Annotated in this window: 20 protein-coding genes, 4 tRNA genes and 1 pseudogene; 7 read left to right on the top strand and 18 right to left on the bottom strand. The window is 41.1% G+C overall.

Annotation, left to right across the window (positions count from 1 at the left end):
* Nucleotides 1–23: 23 nt before the first annotated feature.
* The 3 genes from QM382_RS00125 to QM382_RS00115 all read right to left on the bottom strand — a co-directional run bounded on the left by QM382_RS00125 (nucleotide 24) and on the right by QM382_RS00115 (nucleotide 4,300).
* Nucleotides 24–716 carry a sugar transferase gene (locus QM382_RS00125; protein ID WP_414272034.1) on the bottom strand — a complete coding sequence of 231 codons (693 nt, stop codon included), beginning with the start codon at nucleotides 714–716 and terminating at the stop codon, nucleotides 24–26.
* Nucleotides 717–822: 106 nt separating this feature from the next.
* Complete coding sequence (locus QM382_RS00120) at nucleotides 823–2,565, bottom strand: ABC transporter ATP-binding protein (RefSeq protein ID WP_414272033.1); 1,743 nt, start codon at nucleotides 2,563–2,565, stop codon at nucleotides 823–825.
* Nucleotides 2,555–4,300 (bottom strand): ABC transporter ATP-binding protein, encoded by a 1,746-nt coding sequence (locus QM382_RS00115; RefSeq protein WP_414272032.1) that lies wholly within the window; start codon nucleotides 4,298–4,300, stop codon nucleotides 2,555–2,557. The genes QM382_RS00120 and QM382_RS00115 overlap by 11 nt, the downstream gene beginning before the upstream one ends.
* A gap of 262 nt (nucleotides 4,301–4,562) precedes the next feature.
* Here QM382_RS00115 and QM382_RS00110 point away from each other — a divergent pair, with 262 nt between their 5' ends.
* From QM382_RS00110 to QM382_RS00100, 3 genes are all read left to right on the top strand, one after another.
* Nucleotides 4,563–5,390, top strand: coding sequence for an exodeoxyribonuclease III (locus QM382_RS00110; RefSeq protein WP_414272031.1), 828 nt, complete (start codon nucleotides 4,563–4,565; stop codon nucleotides 5,388–5,390).
* A gap of 11 nt (nucleotides 5,391–5,401) precedes the next feature.
* Nucleotides 5,402–5,788, top strand: coding sequence for a bleomycin resistance protein (locus tag QM382_RS00105; RefSeq protein ID WP_414272030.1), 387 nt, complete (start codon nucleotides 5,402–5,404; stop codon nucleotides 5,786–5,788).
* 170 nt (nucleotides 5,789–5,958) lie between these two features.
* Nucleotides 5,959–6,552 (top strand): helix-turn-helix domain-containing protein, encoded by a 594-nt coding sequence (locus QM382_RS00100; protein WP_414272029.1) that lies wholly within the window; start codon nucleotides 5,959–5,961, stop codon nucleotides 6,550–6,552.
* Nucleotides 6,553–6,658: 106 nt separating this feature from the next.
* On the opposite strand, the gene QM382_RS00095 is transcribed toward QM382_RS00100, so the two are convergent.
* The 3 genes from QM382_RS00095 to QM382_RS00085 form a co-directional block, all read right to left on the bottom strand.
* Nucleotides 6,659–7,063, bottom strand: coding sequence for a PaaI family thioesterase (locus tag QM382_RS00095; protein WP_006152721.1), 405 nt, complete (start codon nucleotides 7,061–7,063; stop codon nucleotides 6,659–6,661).
* 69 nt (nucleotides 7,064–7,132) lie between these two features.
* Entirely contained in the window at nucleotides 7,133–8,614 is a 1,482-nt protein-coding gene (locus tag QM382_RS00090) for a UDP-glucose--hexose-1-phosphate uridylyltransferase (protein WP_414272028.1), read from the bottom strand.
* Between the two features lie 18 nt (nucleotides 8,615–8,632).
* Nucleotides 8,633–9,811: a galactokinase gene (locus QM382_RS00085; protein WP_414272027.1), complete on the bottom strand. Its 1,179-nt coding sequence runs from the start codon at nucleotides 9,809–9,811 to the stop codon at nucleotides 8,633–8,635.
* A 168-nt stretch (nucleotides 9,812–9,979) separates the two neighbouring features.
* Here QM382_RS00085 and QM382_RS00080 point away from each other — a divergent pair, with 168 nt between their 5' ends.
* Nucleotides 9,980–10,981, top strand: coding sequence for a LacI family DNA-binding transcriptional regulator (locus QM382_RS00080; protein WP_414272026.1), 1,002 nt, complete (start codon nucleotides 9,980–9,982; stop codon nucleotides 10,979–10,981).
* 215 nt (nucleotides 10,982–11,196) lie between these two features.
* On the opposite strand, the gene QM382_RS00075 is transcribed toward QM382_RS00080, so the two are convergent.
* Nucleotides 11,197–12,234 carry a zinc-binding dehydrogenase gene (locus QM382_RS00075; RefSeq protein ID WP_414272025.1) on the bottom strand — a complete coding sequence of 346 codons (1,038 nt, stop codon included), beginning with the start codon at nucleotides 12,232–12,234 and terminating at the stop codon, nucleotides 11,197–11,199.
* Between the two features lie 76 nt (nucleotides 12,235–12,310).
* The gene (locus QM382_RS00070; protein WP_414272024.1) at nucleotides 12,311–13,213 is read right to left on the bottom strand and encodes a cation diffusion facilitator family transporter; all 903 of its coding nucleotides are present in this window, start codon (nucleotides 13,211–13,213) and stop codon (nucleotides 12,311–12,313) included.
* A 132-nt stretch (nucleotides 13,214–13,345) separates the two neighbouring features.
* Between QM382_RS00070 and QM382_RS00065 the strand changes: the two genes are divergently transcribed.
* The 3 genes from QM382_RS00065 to QM382_RS00055 are packed head-to-tail and all read left to right on the top strand — an operon-like array spanning nucleotide 13,346 to nucleotide 14,751.
* The gene (locus tag QM382_RS00065) at nucleotides 13,346–13,885 is read left to right on the top strand and encodes a TetR/AcrR family transcriptional regulator (protein WP_254730671.1); all 540 of its coding nucleotides are present in this window, start codon (nucleotides 13,346–13,348) and stop codon (nucleotides 13,883–13,885) included.
* Between the two features lie 15 nt (nucleotides 13,886–13,900).
* Complete coding sequence (locus tag QM382_RS00060) at nucleotides 13,901–14,371, top strand: HXXEE domain-containing protein (protein WP_254730675.1); 471 nt, start codon at nucleotides 13,901–13,903, stop codon at nucleotides 14,369–14,371.
* A gap of 44 nt (nucleotides 14,372–14,415) precedes the next feature.
* Nucleotides 14,416–14,751, top strand: a complete 336-nt coding sequence (locus tag QM382_RS00055; protein WP_414272023.1) for a glucuronide permease — start codon at nucleotides 14,416–14,418, stop codon at nucleotides 14,749–14,751.
* Nucleotides 14,752–14,805: 54 nt separating this feature from the next.
* Here the strand turns inward: QM382_RS00055 and QM382_RS00050 are convergent, their stop codons facing one another.
* From QM382_RS00050 to QM382_RS00005, 10 genes and pseudogenes are all read right to left on the bottom strand, one after another.
* Nucleotides 14,806–16,326, bottom strand: coding sequence for an ABC transporter permease/substrate-binding protein (locus QM382_RS00050; RefSeq protein WP_414272022.1), 1,521 nt, complete (start codon nucleotides 16,324–16,326; stop codon nucleotides 14,806–14,808).
* The gene (locus QM382_RS00045; RefSeq protein WP_414272021.1) at nucleotides 16,319–17,047 is read right to left on the bottom strand and encodes an ATP-binding cassette domain-containing protein; all 729 of its coding nucleotides are present in this window, start codon (nucleotides 17,045–17,047) and stop codon (nucleotides 16,319–16,321) included. Before QM382_RS00045 ends, QM382_RS00050 begins: the two co-directional genes overlap by 8 nt.
* Nucleotides 17,040–17,894, bottom strand: a complete 855-nt coding sequence (locus tag QM382_RS00040) for an SDR family oxidoreductase (protein ID WP_414272020.1) — start codon at nucleotides 17,892–17,894, stop codon at nucleotides 17,040–17,042. Before QM382_RS00040 ends, QM382_RS00045 begins: the two co-directional genes overlap by 8 nt.
* A gap of 18 nt (nucleotides 17,895–17,912) precedes the next feature.
* On the bottom strand, nucleotides 17,913–18,362 hold the full coding sequence (locus QM382_RS00035) for a MarR family winged helix-turn-helix transcriptional regulator (RefSeq protein WP_414272019.1): 450 nt from the start codon (nucleotides 18,360–18,362) through the stop codon (nucleotides 17,913–17,915).
* 133 nt (nucleotides 18,363–18,495) lie between these two features.
* The gene (locus QM382_RS00030) at nucleotides 18,496–19,200 is read right to left on the bottom strand and encodes a hypothetical protein (protein WP_414272018.1); all 705 of its coding nucleotides are present in this window, start codon (nucleotides 19,198–19,200) and stop codon (nucleotides 18,496–18,498) included.
* Between the two features lie 149 nt (nucleotides 19,201–19,349).
* Nucleotides 19,350–20,486, bottom strand: a pseudogene (locus QM382_RS00025) (DUF4767 domain-containing protein).
* A 163-nt stretch (nucleotides 20,487–20,649) separates the two neighbouring features.
* Nucleotides 20,650–20,737 (bottom strand) — tRNA-Ser (locus tag QM382_RS00020).
* Between the two features lie 6 nt (nucleotides 20,738–20,743).
* Nucleotides 20,744–20,817 (bottom strand) — tRNA-Ile (locus QM382_RS00015).
* Nucleotides 20,818–20,849: 32 nt separating this feature from the next.
* A tRNA-Gly gene (locus QM382_RS00010) sits at nucleotides 20,850–20,920 on the bottom strand.
* A gap of 17 nt (nucleotides 20,921–20,937) precedes the next feature.
* Nucleotides 20,938–21,010 (bottom strand) — tRNA-Phe (locus QM382_RS00005).
* Between the last annotated feature and the right edge of the window lie 53 nt (nucleotides 21,011–21,063).

Raw genomic sequence — 21,063 nt, 5'->3', positions numbered from 1 at the left:
CTGTATTCACTCTTGTGACTACTTTATTTTAAAACTTCAACTACAGTCTGAAACATGATTTTGATATCTCCGAAGAAATTAAAATCACGTAGGTAGGCTAGATTATAGTGCATCTTTTCTGGGAGGACTCTTTCGACATAGGCCTTGTCAACCGTCATGCCTTTTGCAGTCATTTGACTGATAATGGCATCCTCGTCCTTATAGTTAATGCTGGCAAGCGATGTAATCCCTGCTGGCAAGAGCAAGGTAGCCATCATTTCAGGGCTGTACTGCTCTGTATAGCGTGGTACTTCTGGACGAGTTCCCACAAAGGACATCTCCCCTTTGAGAACATTGACCAATTGAGGAAGTTCATCCAAACGAACACGGCGAATGAAATTTCCAACTTTAGTGATGCGGCTGTCATTAGCAGAAGTTACTAGACTTCCTTTCTTGTCCGCATCGGTCACCATGGTCCGGAATTTCCAAATCTTGAAATGTCGGTTGTACTGGGTTACCCGCACTTGCTTGTAAATAACTGGACCCTTGCTATCTAGCTTGATCCAAATGCTTAGAATCAGAAATACGGGTGAAGTCAAGATTAACAAGACCAAGGCTAGAAACAAATCTAGACAACGCTTGAGAATCAGTGAACCTTTTCTTCTAGACACAAGCTGGTAGTATGGTTTTACCTCGCTCAATTGCATTTCTTGAGGTAGTTCATCCCATTTCAGCATGCACATTCTCCTCTGTTTTTTATATATAATCTTTATTAACATTCTACATTATACCACAAAATGAAAGAGGCAGTGCAAGAAATCTATGTTTTAAAGGAATTCTTCCTTAGGAAAGAGCCCCTGCCTGCAAACTATACATCTTGTGATAGGTTCCACCCAATGCTAGGAGTTCCTCGTGAGTTCCACTCTCAATGATTCGACCCTTATCAAGAACATAGATACAATTAGCATCTTGAATGGTAGAAAGGCGATGGGCGATGGCAATGGTTGTCCGACCTTGTCTCATCTTAGCTAGGGAATTTTGGACCAGAGCTTCTGTTTCAGAGTCGATATTGGCTGTCGCTTCATCCAAAATCAGGATTTTAGGTTGACTGGCAACAGTTCTAGCAAAGGCAAGAAGCTGACGTTGACCAGTTGAAAAACTCGAACCACGCTCAGATACAGGAGCATCATAACCTAAAGGAAGATCTTGAATGAAGGAATCTGCATCGACAAATTCTGCTGCAGCCTTGACTTGGTCATCGCTGATATCTTGGTACATGGCGATATTGGACTTAATGGTCCCATGATAGAGGAAGGGATCCTGTAGAACCAAACCGATGTTTTTTCTCAACTCCTCTTGACTATACTCTCGAATATCCACACCATCTAGGAGAACCCGACCTGACTGGAATTCATAAAAGCGCATGAGAACATTGATGATAGAAGATTTTCCCGATCCTGTATGTCCGACAAAGGCAATGGTTTCACCTTTATTGACGGTAAAGGAAATATCATCGAGAATTTGGTGTTTTCCATCATAGGAGAAGGACACATGTTCAAAGCGGATATTTCCTTCTTGAATCTTGGATTGACCATTTTCTTGGACCGGTTCATAGTTGGACTCATCGATGAGTGCAAAAACACGACCTGCTGACACCATGGATGTCTGAAGAGTAGAAAAGTTTTGCGTTACCTCGATGAGCGGATCAAAGAGACGGTTGATGTACTGGATAAAGGCATACATAGTTCCTGCCGTTATTCCTAGATAAAGTCCGCGATAGCCAAAGTAAGCCATCAAAACCGCATACCCCAACAGCTTCAACAAACTCATAGCTGGACGCAAAAAGAGGGAGTCCAAGGCTACTGAACGGTTAGCGTAGACCAGGTGTTCCTGATTTATCTCATCAAACTCTTCTTGCAGGCGCTTTTCTTGGTTAAAGGCTTGAATAATACGAATGCCTTCGATATTTTCTGCCAACTTACTGTTAATGTCTGACAGTAGACTTCTGGTTTTTTCAATGACCTTGACCGATTTTTTACGGTAGAGATTGACCAAAAGGAAAATCAAAGGTAGAAAGAGCAATACTAAAGCAGTCAGACGATAGTCCAGAACTAACATGGTATAAAGGGTCGTCACGAATATAAAGACTGCCGAGATAAAGCTAGATAAGATTCCCGAAAACATATCACTGATAGTCTCGGTGTCATTTGTCAAACGAGAGACAATAGAGCCTGCAGGCGTTTTATCAAAGTAAGACATGCCTAGCTTCTCCATATTGGCAAAGGCATCACGTCGAATATCTCTAACGATGCTGTAGGACACGCGCGCAAAAAGGAGATTCCCCACATATTGGACAATAGTTTGAAGAATGTAGAGACCATAGTAAACTAGCAAAACTGTAACAGCAAGCTGATTAAGGTTGTTTAGATACTGGTCGATAAAGTGGGAAGCTACCAGGGGGATGATACTTTTGATAACAGTCGTCGCGAGGAGAAAAGCAAGGGCTAAAAAGGTTAAGAGACCATAGGGCTTGAGATAGGACAACAAGCGTTTCAATACAGCCCATTGTTCTTGTTTATTGCGCATCTTCTTCTCCTTTCATTTCTAACTGTTGAGACTTGTAGGTTTGGGCATACCAACCATCCAAGGCGAGTAAGTCTTCATGCCTACCTCGCTCAATGATACGACCATCCTGCATGACCAAAATCAAATCCGCATGAACAACTGCACTGAGACGATGGGCAGTAATGATGGTTGTTTTATCTTTGCGAGTTTCCTTGAGATTATCGATAATAGCGAACTCTGTCTTGGCATCTACCGCCGATAAGGAATCATCTAAAATCAAGATATCAGGATTTAAAATCATAGCCCGACTCATAGCCAGACGTTGCTTTTGTCCACCAGATAGACTGACACCTTTTTCCCCGATAACTGTATCAAATCCCTCAGGCATGGCTTGAATGTCTTGATAGACTTGAGCCAACTGAGTCGCTTCTTCTACTGCTGAGAAAGGTAGGTCAGGATTCCCAAATCGAATATTGTCTAGGATAGAGCTGGCAAAGAGAAATTGGTCCTGCGGAACGTATCCCATCAAACTACGCAAGTCAGCTAGTCGATAGTCACGAATGTCATGCCCATTTAGATAAATGGCTCCGTGGTCAACATCATACTCACGTAGGAGCAACTTAATCAAAGCTGTTTTTCCTGAACCAGTTTGCCCAACCAAGCCCAAGGTTTGCCCTTTTTCGAGACTAAAGTAAATATCTTGCAGCGTCTCCTCGTCTTCAAAGGCAAAACTATCAATAGCATAGTCCAAACGCCCATTTTCAATCCCGTCAAGTGGAGATTCTGGATCTTTGACAGGTGACTCTTGAGACAAGAGGCTCTCAATACGTTGATAAGAGACTTTACCTCTCTGAGTGATATTAAAGAGGAACCCAATCGCCATCAAAGGCCAGACCAGCATATCCAAGTAAGAGATAAAAGTGACCAGATTCCCGACAGTTACTTGTCCTGCTTGCACCATAAAGGCACCCACTAAGAGAGTTAAGGCATAAGAAGAACCAACAAAAAGCAGAACCATAGGGTCAAAGAGACTATCGTATTTCATGGTTTGCAGATTCTTTTGGAAGGTCAAATCATTAACTTCCTGAAAAGATGCCAATTCATCAGACTGATAGCCAAAGGACTTGGTTACCTTAATACCTGCTACAGACTCCTGAACCTTATTGTTGAGTTCAGAAAAGGCTGCTTGCGATTCCCCAAAAGCTTTATGGGTCTTTCTCCCCAGACGACTAGTCGCATAGGCCATAAATGGCAAGGGAAGAATGGCAACCAAGGTCATCTGCCACGAGATGCTAAAGAGCATGGTCAACAAAGTTACCAAGGCTGTGATCGAGGCATCCACTGCAGACATGACACCCCCACCTGCTAGACGAGTCAGAGCATTGATATCATTGGTTGCATGAGCCATCAAATCCCCTGTTCGATAATTCTGATAAAATGCAGGCGACATTTTTGTAAAGTGTTCAAATAGTCTTGAACGCATGATTTGTCCAAGTCGGTAGGAGGTTCCTAGGATATACATGCGCCAAACGTAACGCAGATAGTACATCCCGAAAGCTGCCAATAGGAGATAAAAGAGATGAAGCAGGAGCTCATCCTGTGTTAATCGTCCTGAAGTAATGGCATCGATCACGCGCCCCATAATCATAGGTGGGATGAGGTTTAGCACAGAGACTAAAACCAAAGCTACGATTCCAACGAGATAACGGCGTTTTTCTAACTTAAAAAACCACCAAAGTTTTTGGATGATGGACATAATATTCCTTTCTAATAACAAATGGAAACCTGAGGCATGAACCCCAGGTTTTTCTTATTCATAAGTGACAACACTTAGTTGACCCTTGCCATACTCAGTGATAAAAATATTCATAGGAGAAACATTTCATTTATTTTCAATCATTTACATAAATCATTCTTTATTATATAGGAATGACCTTGATTTTTCAAACTATACGCTGGGGAAATACTTCTTTTTCTGGTATAATATTGTCTATAATCTGAATGAAAAGGTACACACTATGAAACTAATCTCATGGAACATTGATTCCCTCAATGCAGCGTTGACGAGCGACTCTGCGCGTGCGAAATTGTCACAAGACGTTCTCCAAACTTTGGTAGCCGAAGACGCTGATATCATCGCTATCCAAGAAACCAAGCTTTCAGCTAAAGGTCCTACTAAAAAACATCTCGAGGTACTGGAAGAACTCTTCCCAGGCTACGAAAACACCTGGCGTTCCTCTCAAGAGCCTGCCCGTAAAGGCTATGCTGGAACCATGTTCCTCTATAAGAAAGAACTCACTCCAACTATCAGCTTCCCAGAGATTGGCGCCCCTTCTACTATGGACTTGGAAGGCCGCATCATTACTTTGGAATTTGATAAATTTTTCGTGACTCAAGTCTACACACCAAATGCAGGTGATGGACTCAAACGTTTGGAAGAACGTCAAGTCTGGGACGTCAAATATGCGGAATACTTGGCTAAGTTAGACAAGAAAAAACCAGTTCTTGCTACAGGTGACTACAACGTTGCCCACAAGGAAATTGACCTTGCCAACCCAGCAAGCAACCGTCGTTCACCAGGATTCACAGACGAAGAACGTGAAGGATTTACAAACCTTTTAGCCAAAGGATTTACAGATACCTTCCGCCATATCCATGGCGATGTTCCAGAACTCTATACTTGGTGGGCACAACGCAGCAAGACTTCAAAAATCAACAACACAGGCTGGAGAATCGACTACTGGCTCACAAGTAACCGTGTAGCAGACAAGGTTACCAAGTCAGATATGATCGATTCAGGAGCACGCCAAGACCATACACCGATTGTCTTGGAGATTGAATTATAAGGATTTTCTTTATGGACTACAATGCAGTTATTCCCGAGTTTATGGTCTCAAATATAGAACAGTCTCGTTCCTTCTACTGTGATTTACTGGGTTTTACGATCGAATACGAGCGACCAGAAGAAAACTTCCTCTTCTTATCTCTTGAAGATTGCCAGCTAATGCTAGAAGAGGGGACAAAGGAGGAGCTAGCTGAACTGGCCTACCCCTTTGGTCGTGGAATCAACATTTCCTTTGGTATAAAGGATGTCCCTAGACTCTATCAAAAAGTAATCGAGTCCAACTATCCTATTCATCGTCCTTTGACTAAAAGGGAATTTCGTGTTGATGAGAAGTATATCTATCCTCATGAATTTGCAGTTTTAGACCCAGATGGCTATTTTTTAAGATTTAGTGAATAAGAAAAAGGAGGCTGATAGCCTCTTTTTCAGTAGGTAAACATGAATTGACAGACCTGTAAATCCATTGACCAAAACCTTTGCTAAAGCCTATAAAATCAACATGTCAAAGAACTTTGATAGCCGTTTTTTGTATAATTGAGTAGAATGAAATCAGAAAGCGAGGAAATTTTATGCAAGTCGGAAAACAAATCCAGCACTATCGTAAAAAGAAAAATTTATCTCAAGATGATTTAGCTGAAATAATTTTTGTCAGTCGCCAATCCATTTCCAACTGGGAGCGTGGCGCGACCTACCCGGATATTCAAAACCTACTCTTGCTGAGCAAGGTCTTTGAAGTGTCATTAGACAAACTAGTAAAAGGAGATTTGGAAACTATGAAACAAATTATTCACGACCAAGAATTTATACGTTATCAAAAAGATGGAATAATCTTTAGCATACTGCTATTTGGTTTTCCTATCATCAGCACACCCTTAGTTCTTTATTTGAATTGGTATGGTATCGCTATTAGTTGCTTGATTTTTGCCATCGCTATGTTCTACGCCCTACGCATTGAAAAATTCAAGAAACAGCATAATCTTCGCACCTATCGACAGATTGTCGCCTATGTTCAAGTACGTAACCTTAGCGAGATTGAAGAAGCTGAAGAAAGAGGTAAGGCTCCCTACCAAAGAATCATCCTTCCCATTCTATTTGGCCTTGGAATTGGCGCTATTGCTCTGCTATTTTATTGGCTCTTACTTACTTTCTTCACTATCAAATAAAAGCGAAGTCATCAGACCTCGCTTTTTAAATGTATTAAAATTTATAGAGTTGTGGATAGTGAACACACTCTGGGTTTTTAGGGCGTAACTATCTACTCATTCTAATTTATATCCTCACCTGTCTATCTTCAGACCGTTGTCCTGTGACAAACATGGTGAAGGTTGCCTTGCAGACATTTCGGCCATCTTGGTTGATGATGTCAACATCGACGACACAAGTGGTACGTCCTTGATGGACACATTCTCCTTTGATAGTGAGAACATCCCCTAGATTTCCAGCTTTCAGATAGTTGATGGAAGACTGGAGTGTCACCCCGTCTAATCCTAGCGAAATCACCACAAGACCACTGATTTGGTCACAAAGGGTAAATAGATAGCCTCCATGGGCATTTCCATAGTAGTTGAGTGAAGAGTCCACTACTTTTGTTGTCACCACCACGTGACCGTCCCTCATTTTTTCAATTTCGTAATTTTCAAAGGCAGATATAGCGTCAAAGTGAAAATCTTTCATACGTTCCTCCTGATACTTCAAACGACACTATGATACTACTTTTCAAGACTCTACGCAAGAGAGAAGCACTTATTCGGGCAAAATACCAACCTGCTCTACAAAGCGCATAAAGGCAGCTTGTCCTTCTTCTGTTTGCTTGTAAACTCCTGCATCTTCCAAAACTCGAGCAAAGATTTTTCCAACAGATTCTTGGACGATATTAAGAGCTTGGTCTTTGTCAGTCAATCCAGGATGGGATTCTTTCAATTCATCCGCCCATTCTTTGTGATAATCTGCTACTAGAACATCTTCCCCTACTAGGTAAGCAGCTACCTGCTCCACTTCTTCCTTCAGGCGTGGTGGCAAGATTGCCAAGCCCATCACCTCAATCAAGCCGATATTTTCCTTTTTGATATGTTGGACATCCTTGTGGGGATGATAGATGCCGTCTGGATGCTCTGGAGAGGTTTGATTGTCCCGCAAGACCAAGTCCAACTCAAACAGTCCATCTCGTTTACGGGCTATCGGTGTGATAGTATGATGCGGAGTTCCATTACTTTCCGCCAAGACCTGCACACTTGGATCGGAGTACTGACGCCAAACCAGTAATATTTTTTCCGCAAGGTTAGTCAGCTCGTCTTTTGAATCCGACGTCAATCGAATCACAGACATAGGCCACTGGACAATTCCTGCTTTAACAGATTCAAAACCATCAAAAGTAAAGCATTTCTGTAAAGGAGCCACTTCCATTGGGAAAACATGACGACCACCTTGATAATGATCATGTGTCAGGATAGAACCACCCACGATTGATAGATCAGCATTCGAGCCTGCAAAATAACCTGGGAACTGCTCCACAATCGCTAACAAACGTTCAAAACTTTGGCGACTAATAGCCATAGGACGATGCTTGCTGTCTAGGAAAATACAGTGCTCATTAAAGTATGCATAGGGCGAATACTGGAAGCCCCACTCCTGACCAGAAATATCAAAACGGATAATACGATGGTTGCTTCTAGCTGGATGGTTGACACGACCATGGTAGCCTTCATTTTCCATACAGAGCTGACACTGAGGATAGTTACTGGACTTGACTAACTTGGCTGCCGCAATCTCCTTTGGATCCTTCTCAGGTTTAGAGAGATTGATAGTAATCTCCAGTTCACCGTAGTCAGACGGTACACGATAAGCAATATTCTTTGCGATAGCCTTTAGTTTGATGTAGTCATTTTTCTGACTGAGTTGGTAGAAGTCTGCAATTGCCTGCTCTGGTGACTGTGCATAGGTTGTCCAAAAATCACGATTGACCTGACTTGGACAAGGGGTTACCAAGTCCATGAGGTCAGCACCGAGAATTTCACGCGCAGCCAGACTATCTTCAATCGTTTCCAAGCGAACTGCTTCCTCGACAAGCTGGTCTTTGAGGTCAATCAAGTTATCTTGGCCAGTCTTGACTTCGAGAACTCCATCTCCCACCAGTGCTAAAACACGATTGGTCAGATAGATACGGTCCAACTCTTCAAAGGTGCTTTCTGCAATGACTTTGGTCACAAATTTTTCTACTAAGGTCACTAGATAACCTCCTTTTGACTATTCAAGAACGCGAGTCCCACCTGCAACTTCAGCGATATAGAAGCTTGGAGCATAGCCAACGATTTCTTCGTAGTGTTTGCCAACAGCTTCCTTGAAGGCCTCAACTGCATCTTTTTGAACCAAGGCAATAGCACAACCACCAAAACCTGCTCCTGTCATACGAGCACCGAGAACACCCTCTTGAGCCCAAGCAGTATGAACAAGAGTATCCAATTCCAAGCCAGTCACTTCGTAATCATGCTCAAGAGAAACGTGAGACGCATTCATCAAACGTCCAAACTTGTCCAAATCTCCTGCTTGAAGAGCTGCTTGTGCTTTAAGGGTACGTTGATTTTCAAGAACTGCGTGACGAGCACGTTTCAAACGATTTGCGTCTTTGATCAGGTAGCTGTATTCATCAAAAGCCCATTCATCTAACTCGCCTAAAGTCTGGATATCCAAGGCCACTTGAAGTTCTTCCACTGCCTTTTCACATTCAGCACGGCGTTCATTATATTTAGAATCTGCTAGTTCACGGCGCTTGTTGGTATTCATGATAACAACAACATTGTCTTTCAAATCAAGTGGAACCAAGTCGTATTCTAGAGTGTTAGTATCTAGGTAAATAGCACGTTGGTCAGCCCCCATACCGATGGCAAACTGGTCCATGATACCAGAGTTAACACCGATAAAGTTATTTTCTGTCAATTTTCCGATTTTAACTAAGTCTAGACGGTCCAATTTTAGGTCAAAGAGGTATTCTGCCACGACACCTGTCAAAAGCTCCAAGGATGCAGAAGAAGACAAGCCCGCACCATTTGGTATATTCCCAAAAACATAGAAATCAAACCCTTTATCAATCACATGACCAGCTTCTTGCAAGAAATGAAGGACACCCTTTGGATAGTTGGTCCAGTTGTGCTCTTTCTCAAACTTAAGGTCAGCTAGAGGCACTTCGATGATTCCTTTATCCTCAAAGTTAGCTGAGTAAAAACGCAATACTTGGTCATCACGCTTACGTGCGGCCCCATAAGTTCCGAGTGAAATAGCAGCTGGGAAAACATGGCCACCATTATAGTCAGTATGTTCCCCAATCAAGTTGATACGGCCTGGTGAGAAGAAGGTTTGATCTGCTTCTTGACCAAAAACCGAAAGAAAGTCCTTGCGAAGTGCTTCAGCAGTAAGATGTTGTGTCATATGAATTCTCCTTTGACAATTTGCTAGGTAAAAAAGTTTACCTTGTAATCGTTTTCTTCTATTGTACCCAAGGGTTTTGCTTAGGTCAACATTTTTACCGATATTTTACTAAACTATGAGTAAAAAGCAAGGGAAATATGTTATAATAACCTAAAAAGGAGGGGAATTATGGCTACACTCAAAGATATCGCTCAGTTAGCCTCTGTCTCGATCGCAACTGTATCCCGTGTCCTCAATCGCGATCAGAGTCTATCTGTTACGGAAGAAACCCGACATCGTATTTTAACAGTCGCTGAAGAACTAGGCTATACCAAACATCTCAAAACTGGTGAATCTCATAAACTCAAACAGAAGATTGCTATCATTCAGTGGGTCAGTGAACAAGGAGAGTTGGAAGATCTCTACTACTACCAGATTCGACTAGGAATTGAAAACCGAGCCCAAGAATTAGATTACGAAATCTTGCGTTATTTCAATGATCAACCATTTACGCTTAGTGAAGAAGTTATTGGAATTCTTTGTATTGGAAAATTTAGCCAAGCACAGATTGCCTCATTTGAAGAATATCAAAAACCTCTAGTTTTTCTTGATAGTGACACCATCGCCTTGGGCCATACCTGTGTCATTACAGATTTTAATAATGCTGTTAGACAGGTGGTTGATTACTTTACAGACCACGGGCTTAAGAAGATTGGTATCCTATCCGGTCTTGAAACTACTACTGACCAAGAAGAAGTTATCGCAGACAAGCGTTTAGATTACTTCAAATCTTATACGCAAGAAAAAGGAATTTATAACGAGAAATTCATTTTTCAAGGTCTATTTACTGCCCAATCTGGATACGACTTAATGAAAGAGGCTATCGAGAAATTAGGAGATAAACTTCCACAAGCCTTTTTTGCAGCCAGTGATAGCTTGGCCATTGGTGCCCTTCGCGCCCTTCAAGAAGCCAACATCAGCATACCGGAGCGCGTCAGTATTATTTCCTTTAATGATACCATTCTAACCAAGCAAGTGTTCCCACCACTTTCTAGTATCACAGTTTACACCGAAGAAATGGGACGCACAGGAATGGATATCCTGAACAGAGAAGTCCTTCACGGCCGTAAAATCCCAAGTCTGACCATGCTAGGAACCAAACTAACTCTCAGAGAAAGTACCTTGCATTAAGTACAACAACTGAACATAAAAAAACCTAATAGAGATTCTCAAATCCTATTAGGTTTTTCTTTTTATCCTCAATGAAAATCAAAGAGCAAACTAGGAAGCTAGCCACAGGTTGCTCAAAGCACTGCTTTGAGGTTGTAGATAAGACTGACGATGTCAGTTACCTATATCTACGGCAAGGTGAAGCTGACGTGGTTTGAAGAGATTTTCGAAGAGTATTAATCCATCACAATCATAGACTTGATAGTCTTGCGCTCATCCATATCTTTATAAGCCTGATTAATATCATCCAAGCTGTAACTATTAGTAAAGACACGTCCTGGATTGATATCACCGTCAAGGACAGCTTTGAGCAAGAATTGTTTATCGTATGTTGTCGCAGAAGCTGCTCCACCTGCAACAGAGATATTTTGCATAAAGGTTGAACCAAGTGCACGATTCTTATAATGTGGAACTCCTACAAATCCCATGCGACCGCCATTATGAAGGACACCCAGTGCTTGCTCAACAGCAGCCTCAGTACCAACACACTCAAGTGCTGCATCTGCTCCACCGCCAAGAATTTCACGTACCTTGGCAATTCCTTCTTCTCCTCGCTCAGCTACGACTGCTGTCGCGCCTGACTCCAAGGCCATTTGTTGACGGTCTTCGTGGCGACTCATAAGGACAATTTGGGATGCGCCACGCATTTTGGCTGCGATAACCGCACATTGACCCACAGCACCATCCCCGATAACGACCACCTTGTCACCTTTTTGCACATTAGCCACACGCGCTGCATGGTAACCGGTCGGCATGACGTCAGCAAGTGTCAAAAGTGACTTGAGCATGCCTTCGCTATAATCTGAAGGTTGACCAGGAATTTTCACAAGTGCCCAATTAGCGTAGTGGAAACGGAGATATTCAGCCTGGAAATTTCCTCCTAGATTATTTCCAATATGATTGTCACAAGAACCATCAAATCCAGCACGACAAGCGTCGCATTCTCCACAACCATGAGTAAATGGCACAATCACAAAATCACTGGGCTTGACCGTTGTAATGGCTTCTCCAATTTCTTCAACGATTCCAATCGCTTCGTGTCCGCTATTTTTGTGACCCGCTTTAATATCTGGATTACGATAGCTCCAAAGGTCCGAACCACAAACACAAGCACGTACCACACGGATAATAACATCATCCGCCTCTTGAATGCTTGGACGCTTGACTTCTTCGATACCGACCTGACCTGCTTTGATATAAACTGCTGATTTCATAAAATTTCCTCTCTGTATGTAACTACCTTAAGTATACACTTTTTATCAAGCTTTCGCTCTCTAATACTACGCCTCATCAATGATGATGTTCATGTCCATGGTTTTGGACTGCTTCTAGCTCTTCCATATTTCGCTTATGAGTTTGATGACTTGCTAGGTCTGCGTCAATCTCAATGGTGATATTTTGAAAACCACAATCTTTGAGTTTGCTTCGAATGGATTCTTTACAAAGCTCCATCTGTTCAATTTCTTTTAGACAAACATGGACAATGGCATTTTTTTCCAAACCATCCATGGTCCAGAGGTTTAGCTGATTGATACTAGTCACATGGTCCAACTGCTCCAAATCACTCTTTACTTGCTTGATATCTACTCCTTCCGGTACAGCATCTAAGAAAATCTTAAGCGTGGACCAAAAACGTGGAATAGCTTTTGACAGAATAAAGATAGAGATGACAAGAGATAAGAGCGGATCCAGAATATACCAGTCGGTAAATCGCAGAACAATGGCCATTAGGATAACAGCCACCCAACCCAGAGTATCTTCCAGAAAATGCAGGCTCAAAATAGACTCATTCTTAGTTTTTCCCTTACGAACGACAAGACTGGCTAGCACATTAATACTAACAGCAATGATTCCTAGCCAGAGGATTCCCTCATCATTGACAGGTTGTGGATGAAAGAGTTTTGTTATATTTCCCAAGATTACCAGAACAGATCCTGTCATCAGAATCACAGCCGTTACCAAGGCACCTAGAAGGCTAAACCGTTTGTAACCCAAGGTGTAATGACTATCTTCTTCACGATTGGAGATTGTTTCAAGAAAGGCTGATATCCCTATTGCAATTGCATCCCCCAAGTCATGAATTGAGTCCGCAAGAACTGCACTCGATCCAAAAATCCCTCCTGCGATAAACTCAACAATGGCATAACTTAAATTCAAGAAAAAAGCTAACCAGACTGTATGTTTTGTCTTCATAATCATCATTCCTTTGTTATAATAGATTCATGAACATCCTGTTCATTATCATTATCTAACATTCATTACAGAAAGGATAGGAGCAAACTGTTTACTTTGTAAGATACGGAACAGTTTGTTCAAATTGTCCATATGACTAGTCAAGATCGTCGCATTACCAAGACACGAAAAGCTATCTATCAGGCTTTCTTACACTTACTCAACCAAAAAGACTACGAGGCCATCACCGTTCAGGAAATCATAGACCTTGCTGATGTGGGACGCTCGACCTTTTACAGCCATTACGAGAGTAAGGAGTTATTGCTAGATGAACTCTGTCAAAAGCTCTTTCACCATCTCTTTGAGCGTGCTGAACACCTCTCACCACAAGACTATCTGGCTCATATCTTTCAGCATTTCAAGAAAAATCAAGATCATGTGACCAGTCTCTTGCTCTCTAAAAACGATTATTTTATACGGCAACTGCGAAAAGAACTGGAACACGATGTCTACCCAATGGTAGTCGACGAACTCATCCAGGCCCATCCAACTCTCCCTCACTCTTACCTCAAACACCTGGTCGTCAGCCATTTCATCGAAACCCTCAGCTGGTGGTTGAAAAAAGGCAAGTCCTACACCGAACAAGAAGTGATCCAATTTTATTTGGAGATTTTAAAAGTGGGCTCTAACTAGAAGGGAGTATTTTCAATGTCCATCATACAATTTTATTTTCTCTTTCCAGCGCTCTTTATGCTTCACGAACTGGAAGAAATCATATGGATGCCATCCTTTGTCAAAAAATTATCGGCACAGTTTCCAGATAATCGAATCCTTTCTTATTACACGCCTTTTACTTTCAATGCTATTGTCTTGGAGCAATTTCTAATCCTGCTTCTATCACTTTTTCTTAGTTACCGGTTTAGCAACTATACTATTTACGTAAGCATCATAATCGCTTATATCTACCATGTCTTAGGACATCTGATTCAGACAGTCGTTATTCGAAAATATGTGCCTGGATTGTTGACGGGCATTTTAACGAGTTTGTTTGCTCTTTGCAATCTCAAAAATGAATTTCCAATTAAACTTTATGGTTACTCTCTTTTGACTTTGTTGGTTATCATTTTGAATCTTGTATTATCATTTGTGGTACTTCATAAAATGAGTCGTAGGTCTTGATATATAATCCTCATATCCAAAATCTCTTCTTGAAAGGAAATTCTATGTTCTTCTCCATTCTTCTCGGCTTTTTTATAGCCTTCTTTGCCCTTGCTTTTGTTCTTCTTCACTTATTGGCTTCTCTTTCTGAAGTTAAAAAGGGAAATCACACTCTAGGAAATACATTTCTCCTCATCGGAAGTAGCCTTGCGACCTTATCTATCTTCCTCTACTTCTTTTTGCCGATTATCGCACTATCTCTTTGGCTGATTGGCTGTGGATTAATTTGCTACGGAGCCTATTGGAATGGCAAACAAAAAGAAAACTTCCATCCAACCCACCATCTGATTAGAATTGGAATTGCACTGGTGCTTACCATCTTGTTAGCATTGGTACAATAAAAAAAGGATCTTTTGATCCTTTTTTGTATACTCATAAAACTAATACTCCTTTGATTATTGCTTAAGTATTCCTTCTTGAAGGAGAAACTCATGCGCAACCTCTTCAGCTGATTTACCTTCCACACCAACCTGATAGTTCATCTGACTCATCTGGCTCTCGGTGATTTTACCAGCTAGTTTATTAAGAACAGCTTCCAATTCAGGATGTTTTTCGAGTAACTCAGCTTTCATGAGTGGAGCGCCTTGATAAGGAGGGAAGAGGTGTTGATTGTCTTCTAAAATCATCAAGTCATACCTAGCAATTTCAGCATCCGTTGAGTAAGCATCTGTAATTTGAATGTCACCTGACTGGATGGCTTGGTAGCGAAGAGCTGGTTCCATGGTTGCCACATTGAGATTCAATCCATAAACAGACTGCAAGCCCTTGTTTCCATCCTCACGGTCATTAAACTCCAGAGTGAACCCCGCCTTGAGCTGTCCTTCTACTTTTTTCAAGTCAGAAATCGTCTTAAGCCCATATTCTTGCGCAATTTTTTTAGGAACTGCTATAGCATAAGTATTTTGATAAGCCATGGGTTTAAGAAAGGCTAGTTGATCCTGTTTGGCAATGCCGTCACGAGCCACCTCGTAAACCTTTTCTGGGTCATGCCCAATTTGTGGAGATGGTTGGAGGAGACTCTCTGTCACTGTTCCAGAAAATTCTGGATAGATATCAATGTCCCCTTTTTTCAGCGCTCGATAAAGGAAATCTGTCTTCCCAAAGTTAGGCTTGACCGTCACCGTCATATCCGTATTTTCCTCAATGAGAAGCTTGTACATATTCATGAGAATCTCAGGTTCAGGTCCCAACTTCCCAGCTATAACCAGATTTTCTTTCTCTTTATTTGGAATCATGCTTGGAGCATAACTAGCTCCCAAACCAAGGACCATAACAGCAAAGGCTGCAACAATCGTACGCAACTTTTCCTTTTCCAACCATTTGAGAATAACATTAAAGAGAATGGCCAAAATGGCTGATGAGATTGCGCCGATTAAAATGAGACTAGCATTCCGACGATCAATTCCCAAAAGGATAAAGGAGCCTAGTCCTCCAGCTCCCACAAGAGCAGCTAGAGTTGCTGTCCCAATGATCATAACAGTTGCTGTTCGAACCCCCGATACAATGACAGGCATGGCCAGTGGAATTTCAAACTTCTTGAGTCGCTCCCACTTGGTCATTCCAAAAGCAATCCCCGCCTCCTCAAGACTAGGATCAATGCCGTTCAGGGCTGTAATCGTATTTTCTAAAATCGGGAAAATAGCGTAAATAACAAGGGCTGTGAGGGCTGGTAAGGTTCCAATTCCCATGAAAGGAATAAAGAGCCCCAACAAGGCCATTGAGGGAATGGTCTGGAAGATACCCGCAACTTGTAGCACCCAGTTCGCCGCTTTTTTATGACCATGTAGATAAACCGCCAGCGGAATGGTCAGAAAAATAGCAACCAATAAGGTCAAAAGAGACAATTGTAAGTGTTGTCCCAGAGCTGTTACCCATTCACTAAATCGCTCTTGAAAGGTTGAAATCAAATTAGACATGAAGGCTACCTCCAAACAAGTTTGCTACAAAGTCTGTCGCAGGCGCTTGTAAAATTGTTTCAGGTTCTGCGACCTGGCGAATTTCTCCATCTTGCAAAACTGCAATTCGATCCCCTAATTTCAAAGCCTCGTCCGTATCATGAGTAACGAAGATGGTGGTCATCCCGAACTCCTTATGCAAATCCTTGGTGAGAGCTTGCAACTGCTTGCGAGAGATAGCATCCAAGGCTGAAAAGGGCTCATCCATCAGCAAGATTTTTGGTTCCCCAATGATGGCCCGCACAATACCAATCCGCTGTTGCTCGCCACCAGATAACTCGCTTGGTAAACGATGGGCATAATCTGCAGCAGGCAGGCCAACCTTGTCCAAGAGTTCTTCGGTTTTAGAGGCAATTTTCTCCTTGCTCCAGCCCTTCATCTCAGGAATGAGAGCAATATTTTCAGCAACGGTCAAGTTAGGAAATAGGGCAATAGCTTGGAGGACATAGCCGGTACTGAGACGTAACTCCCGTTCATTATAGTCCTTGATGCGTTTCCCATCCATATAGATATTGCCATCTGTCGACTCCAAGAGTCGGTTCACCATCTTAATCATGGTGGTCTTACCAGATCCTGAAGGACCCACTAGCACCATGAATTCTCCATTTTCAATACGGAGATTGACATCTTTTAAAATATTTTTATCCGTGTAGCGCAAGGCTACATGTTTGTATTCAATCATTTTTTTCCTCAATAAGTTTTCTATCTCTAAGAATATCCAAAAGGCTGCTTGCTGAATGCCCTAGCACTTTTTCGATATCTGTTGAAACCCCAGCTTGTTCCCCAACTTTGATAGCTGTATAGGTACTGACCCAAGCATCGTACTCCCAAGTTTGTGCTGGCCATTTTTTCCGTGACTCATAGGCCTCTTCTACCGATTCGTCTACATACGTGATGGCATTACCGGTCTCTTTTGAGAGAAGCTCTACGATTTCTTCCATAGAAAGATCCTCTGGTCCTGTTAGATTCAAGGTTTGATTTTCCCATTCCTTAGGGTTTAAGAGAATCTCTGCTGCAACCCTAGATGTGTCCTTACGGGCAACTGCTGAAACCTTCCCACTGCCAGCCGGACCACGAATTTCTCCATTTTCAAACGCAATATCAATCAGGAAGTCCAAGTAAAAATTATCTCTTAAAAAAGTATAGGTGAACCCTAATTCCTTGATATAGGCTTCCGTCTGGGCATGATCTCGAGACAAGGTAAAAGTTGCCTTCTCATCTGCCCCATAAAAGGAGGTATAAACGATATGTTGCACCCCTGCTAGTCTTGCAGCATCTAAAAACTCCTTATGCTCCTTGACACGCTCAGGATTTTCCCGAGCAGAAACCATCAACAAGGTATCGATACCCTTCAAGGCCTCAACCACTTTTGGAGTATTGGTATACGACATTCTACGAATTTCCGCCGACGCGTAGACTTTTGCACGCTCTGGGCTTCTTGCCAGATGGATAGAAGCAATTCCTTGCTGATCGATAAGATCAGCCACATAAGAGCCTAATTCCCCTGTTACACCTGTTATTCCAATCATAACTGTTACTTCCTTTCCCTAGATGTCATTCTCTTTAGCTTTTAGATTTGTGATAATACGCTCTTGATAGGCCTCAAATTCTCGGATTTCTTGATCTGAAAAGCCTTGGTAGAAAATCTCTCCAAGTTCCCGACTAACACGGTCTCCAATTTCTTTTTGCGCCCAACCAAGGTCTGTCAAAGAAATATATTTTTTCCTTTTATCCTGTGTGCAAGGTTGAATCGTAACCAAGCCTTGTTCTTCCAATTTCTTAACCATACTGGTCAATGTATTATTGGCTAAACCCGTCGCAAGAGCGATATCAGTCGCAGTAGCACACCCTAACTCTTGCTTCCACAAAATCGTTAAAATTTTCCCTTGTTCACTTCTGTATTGAGCATCTGGTTCCTTGCTCAAGAGTTTTTGAAAGATTCGCCCATTCAACAATCGAATCTGTAGAGCTTGGTAGCCCCCTAACATCTTGTCCATTTTGTCTCCTTTACTTCTATATCGAACTTTCTGAATTCATTGTAAGACTTTTCATTACATCTGTCAACTATTTCGATATAGAAATAATAAAAAACTTCCTACCCAAAAGTAGAAAGTCATCATTTTTATAAAATTAAACATGAATCACATCTGAAGCATTCCTCTTAAAGAAACTACTATGGACCAGATAAGGACCATACTTAGAATTTTGACTAGAAACCAAGCATAAAGGAATGATAAAAATTTTTATAAAGTAGAGTAAGCAAAAAAGTAAAAAATAACTAAAACTAAGAGTTTTTAAATCAAGAAAGTAAAGGTAACAGACAATTGATGTATTCAATAGAATATTGAAACCCGTAGCAAAACTAGCCGATAAGATATTCGTCTTTATCTGAGGATTAAAGAGTTTGACAGCAAATAAAGCCAATATAGAAATATTATAGATACAAATTGGCTTGTAATCATGGCGATAGAAAACTAAACATTTATTGTTATAAAAAACAAGCCCTCTGCTAAAATTACTCGCTTTGTTAATCCAAACATGGGAAACTCCACTGATATCACTCCAAGGAACTAATAAATCAAATCTTCTAAGGTAAATACCCTCCTGTGTAATATAAAATTTCCAAGGAAAAAGAAAATGTATGCCGATACCAAGTAAAAGCAATAAAAGAAGGAAATACACTAACTGTGTTTGATCAAAACTAAAAGTGTAATCATAAAATGTTATCGTTTGAAATCCTCGACCAACAATTTGATTAAAGCCTAGAAAAAACAAAACAATTATAAATAAAACATATCTATAAAAAATACTACGAAACTTTACACCTTTAATCATAGATCATATTCTCCTAAATTATACTATCATCAAATAATACTTTATAATTTTATGTAACCCTAGTATACCATTAAATACTCAAAGAGTATGAAAATGATAGAAAGAGATATTAAAAAATAGAGTCTAGTCAAAACTAAACTCTTTTTCTTTTACTCTTCTTCTACCAAACGTTTAAACTCTGCTTGGATCTCTGTATTTTCTGTCGGTTTTAAGTACATGATTCCACCATTTGTCGTTGGTGAATGAAAAACAATCGTTTCTCCTGTGTTAGTTATCGCAAAGAAGTAACTATGCACATCTGGGTATTTATCCCAATTACTATAACGCTCTACAATTCGGTACTGGGCATTTCCTAGACCTGTATCCGTATACTCAGCATTCATTTTCTCACTTGGTCCATCATCCCTAAGTGTATAGAGATGGTCAGCCCCCACATCTCCTCCTGCGATTCCCTTTTGGTAATTGGGTTGTCCTAGTCTTTCTCCCCAGCCCTTTATAAAAGCTTCTAGTTTGGCAGATTTGTTGGGATTCCATGGTGCTTTCTGCTTTTCTCCCGAAATTGTCGTGCTAGTAGAGCTTTCAAATTTCTGCCAATATAGTTGCTTGAAGTTCATTAATTCGGCTTCTGTCTTACCAAAGTCAGAGTGCAAACTTTTATTCCCAGGAACTCGAATATCCTGTTCTTGTAGTTTACTTGCAGCTTGCTGGTTTAAATTCAGATGATAGAGTACTCCTCTACCTTCTCCTGTTCCAGAGGACCAACTTAATTCCAGAATATCACCACTCTTATAGATATTCATAGAATTTCTAGCTCCACCATGACCGGCTACAAAACCTTCTGCTAAAAGTATCGGTTTCTCATTTACAAGATAATAAAGACCCGAAATAAAATAATCACCATTAGATTGCTCGACGCCTATTAATAATTCCTCTACACCATCTTGATTAAGATCCGTATAGGCATAACGCATCTTATCTGATTGAAAAACCGCATTTTCAAGAGACCAACTATTGATAGGGCGTTCAGTTGCCTTGTAAACTCTTATAGAGACCAGAGATTGCATTTACATCCTTCGGTGTAGAAAGTATTTTTTGATAATTATCAAAAACTGGCTTGTAGAATTCTTTATAATCTTTCTTAGATGATTCATTCGTTGTAGACTGACTAGTAGAAGAGATAAGCTGCTATCCTTACTAGAAATTTCAACATTTTGACTCCTACAACCAAATGTAAATAAACTTAGAACAAGAACAAAGAAAGATCCTAATACTTTTTTATTCTCCATAGCATTCTCCTTAATAGTTACAGAAAAATAATGCTTAAATCTCTCTTACATTATATCAAATATAAAAAACTTTAACATAAAAGAATAAAACTTAAAAAGCAATAACTGATTTAAAATATGAAAAAAGGGAAAATAAAAAAAGAGCTAAAAAGCTCTTTCATTACGGAGAATAAGGGATTCGAACCCTTGCGCCGGTTACCCGACCTAACGATTTAGCAAACCGTCCTCTTCAGCCTCTTGAGTAATTCTCCTATTAATGGGCACGAGTGGACTCGAACCACCGACCTCACGCTTATCAGGCGTGCGCTCTAACCACCTGAGCTACGCGCCCAAGTTAAAAACTTGGTAATGAACAAAGTTCAAAGCGGGTGACGAGAATCGAACTCGCGACAACAGCTTGGAAGGCTGTAGTTTTACCACTAAACTACACCCGCATAAATATATAAAAATATGGCGCGAGACGGAATCGAACCGCCGACACATGGAGCTTCAATCCATTGCTCTACCAACTGAGCTACCGAGCCAATATTGCGGGAGCAGGATTTGAACCTACGACCTTCGGGTTATGAGCCCGACG

It is taken from the genome of Streptococcus infantis, from assembly GCF_047465185.1.
GTDB lineage: Bacteria > Bacillota > Bacilli > Lactobacillales > Streptococcaceae > Streptococcus > Streptococcus infantis_O.
Note: the sequence above shows the minus strand (reverse complement) of the source record. Positions and strands in the feature narration are given on the sequence as shown.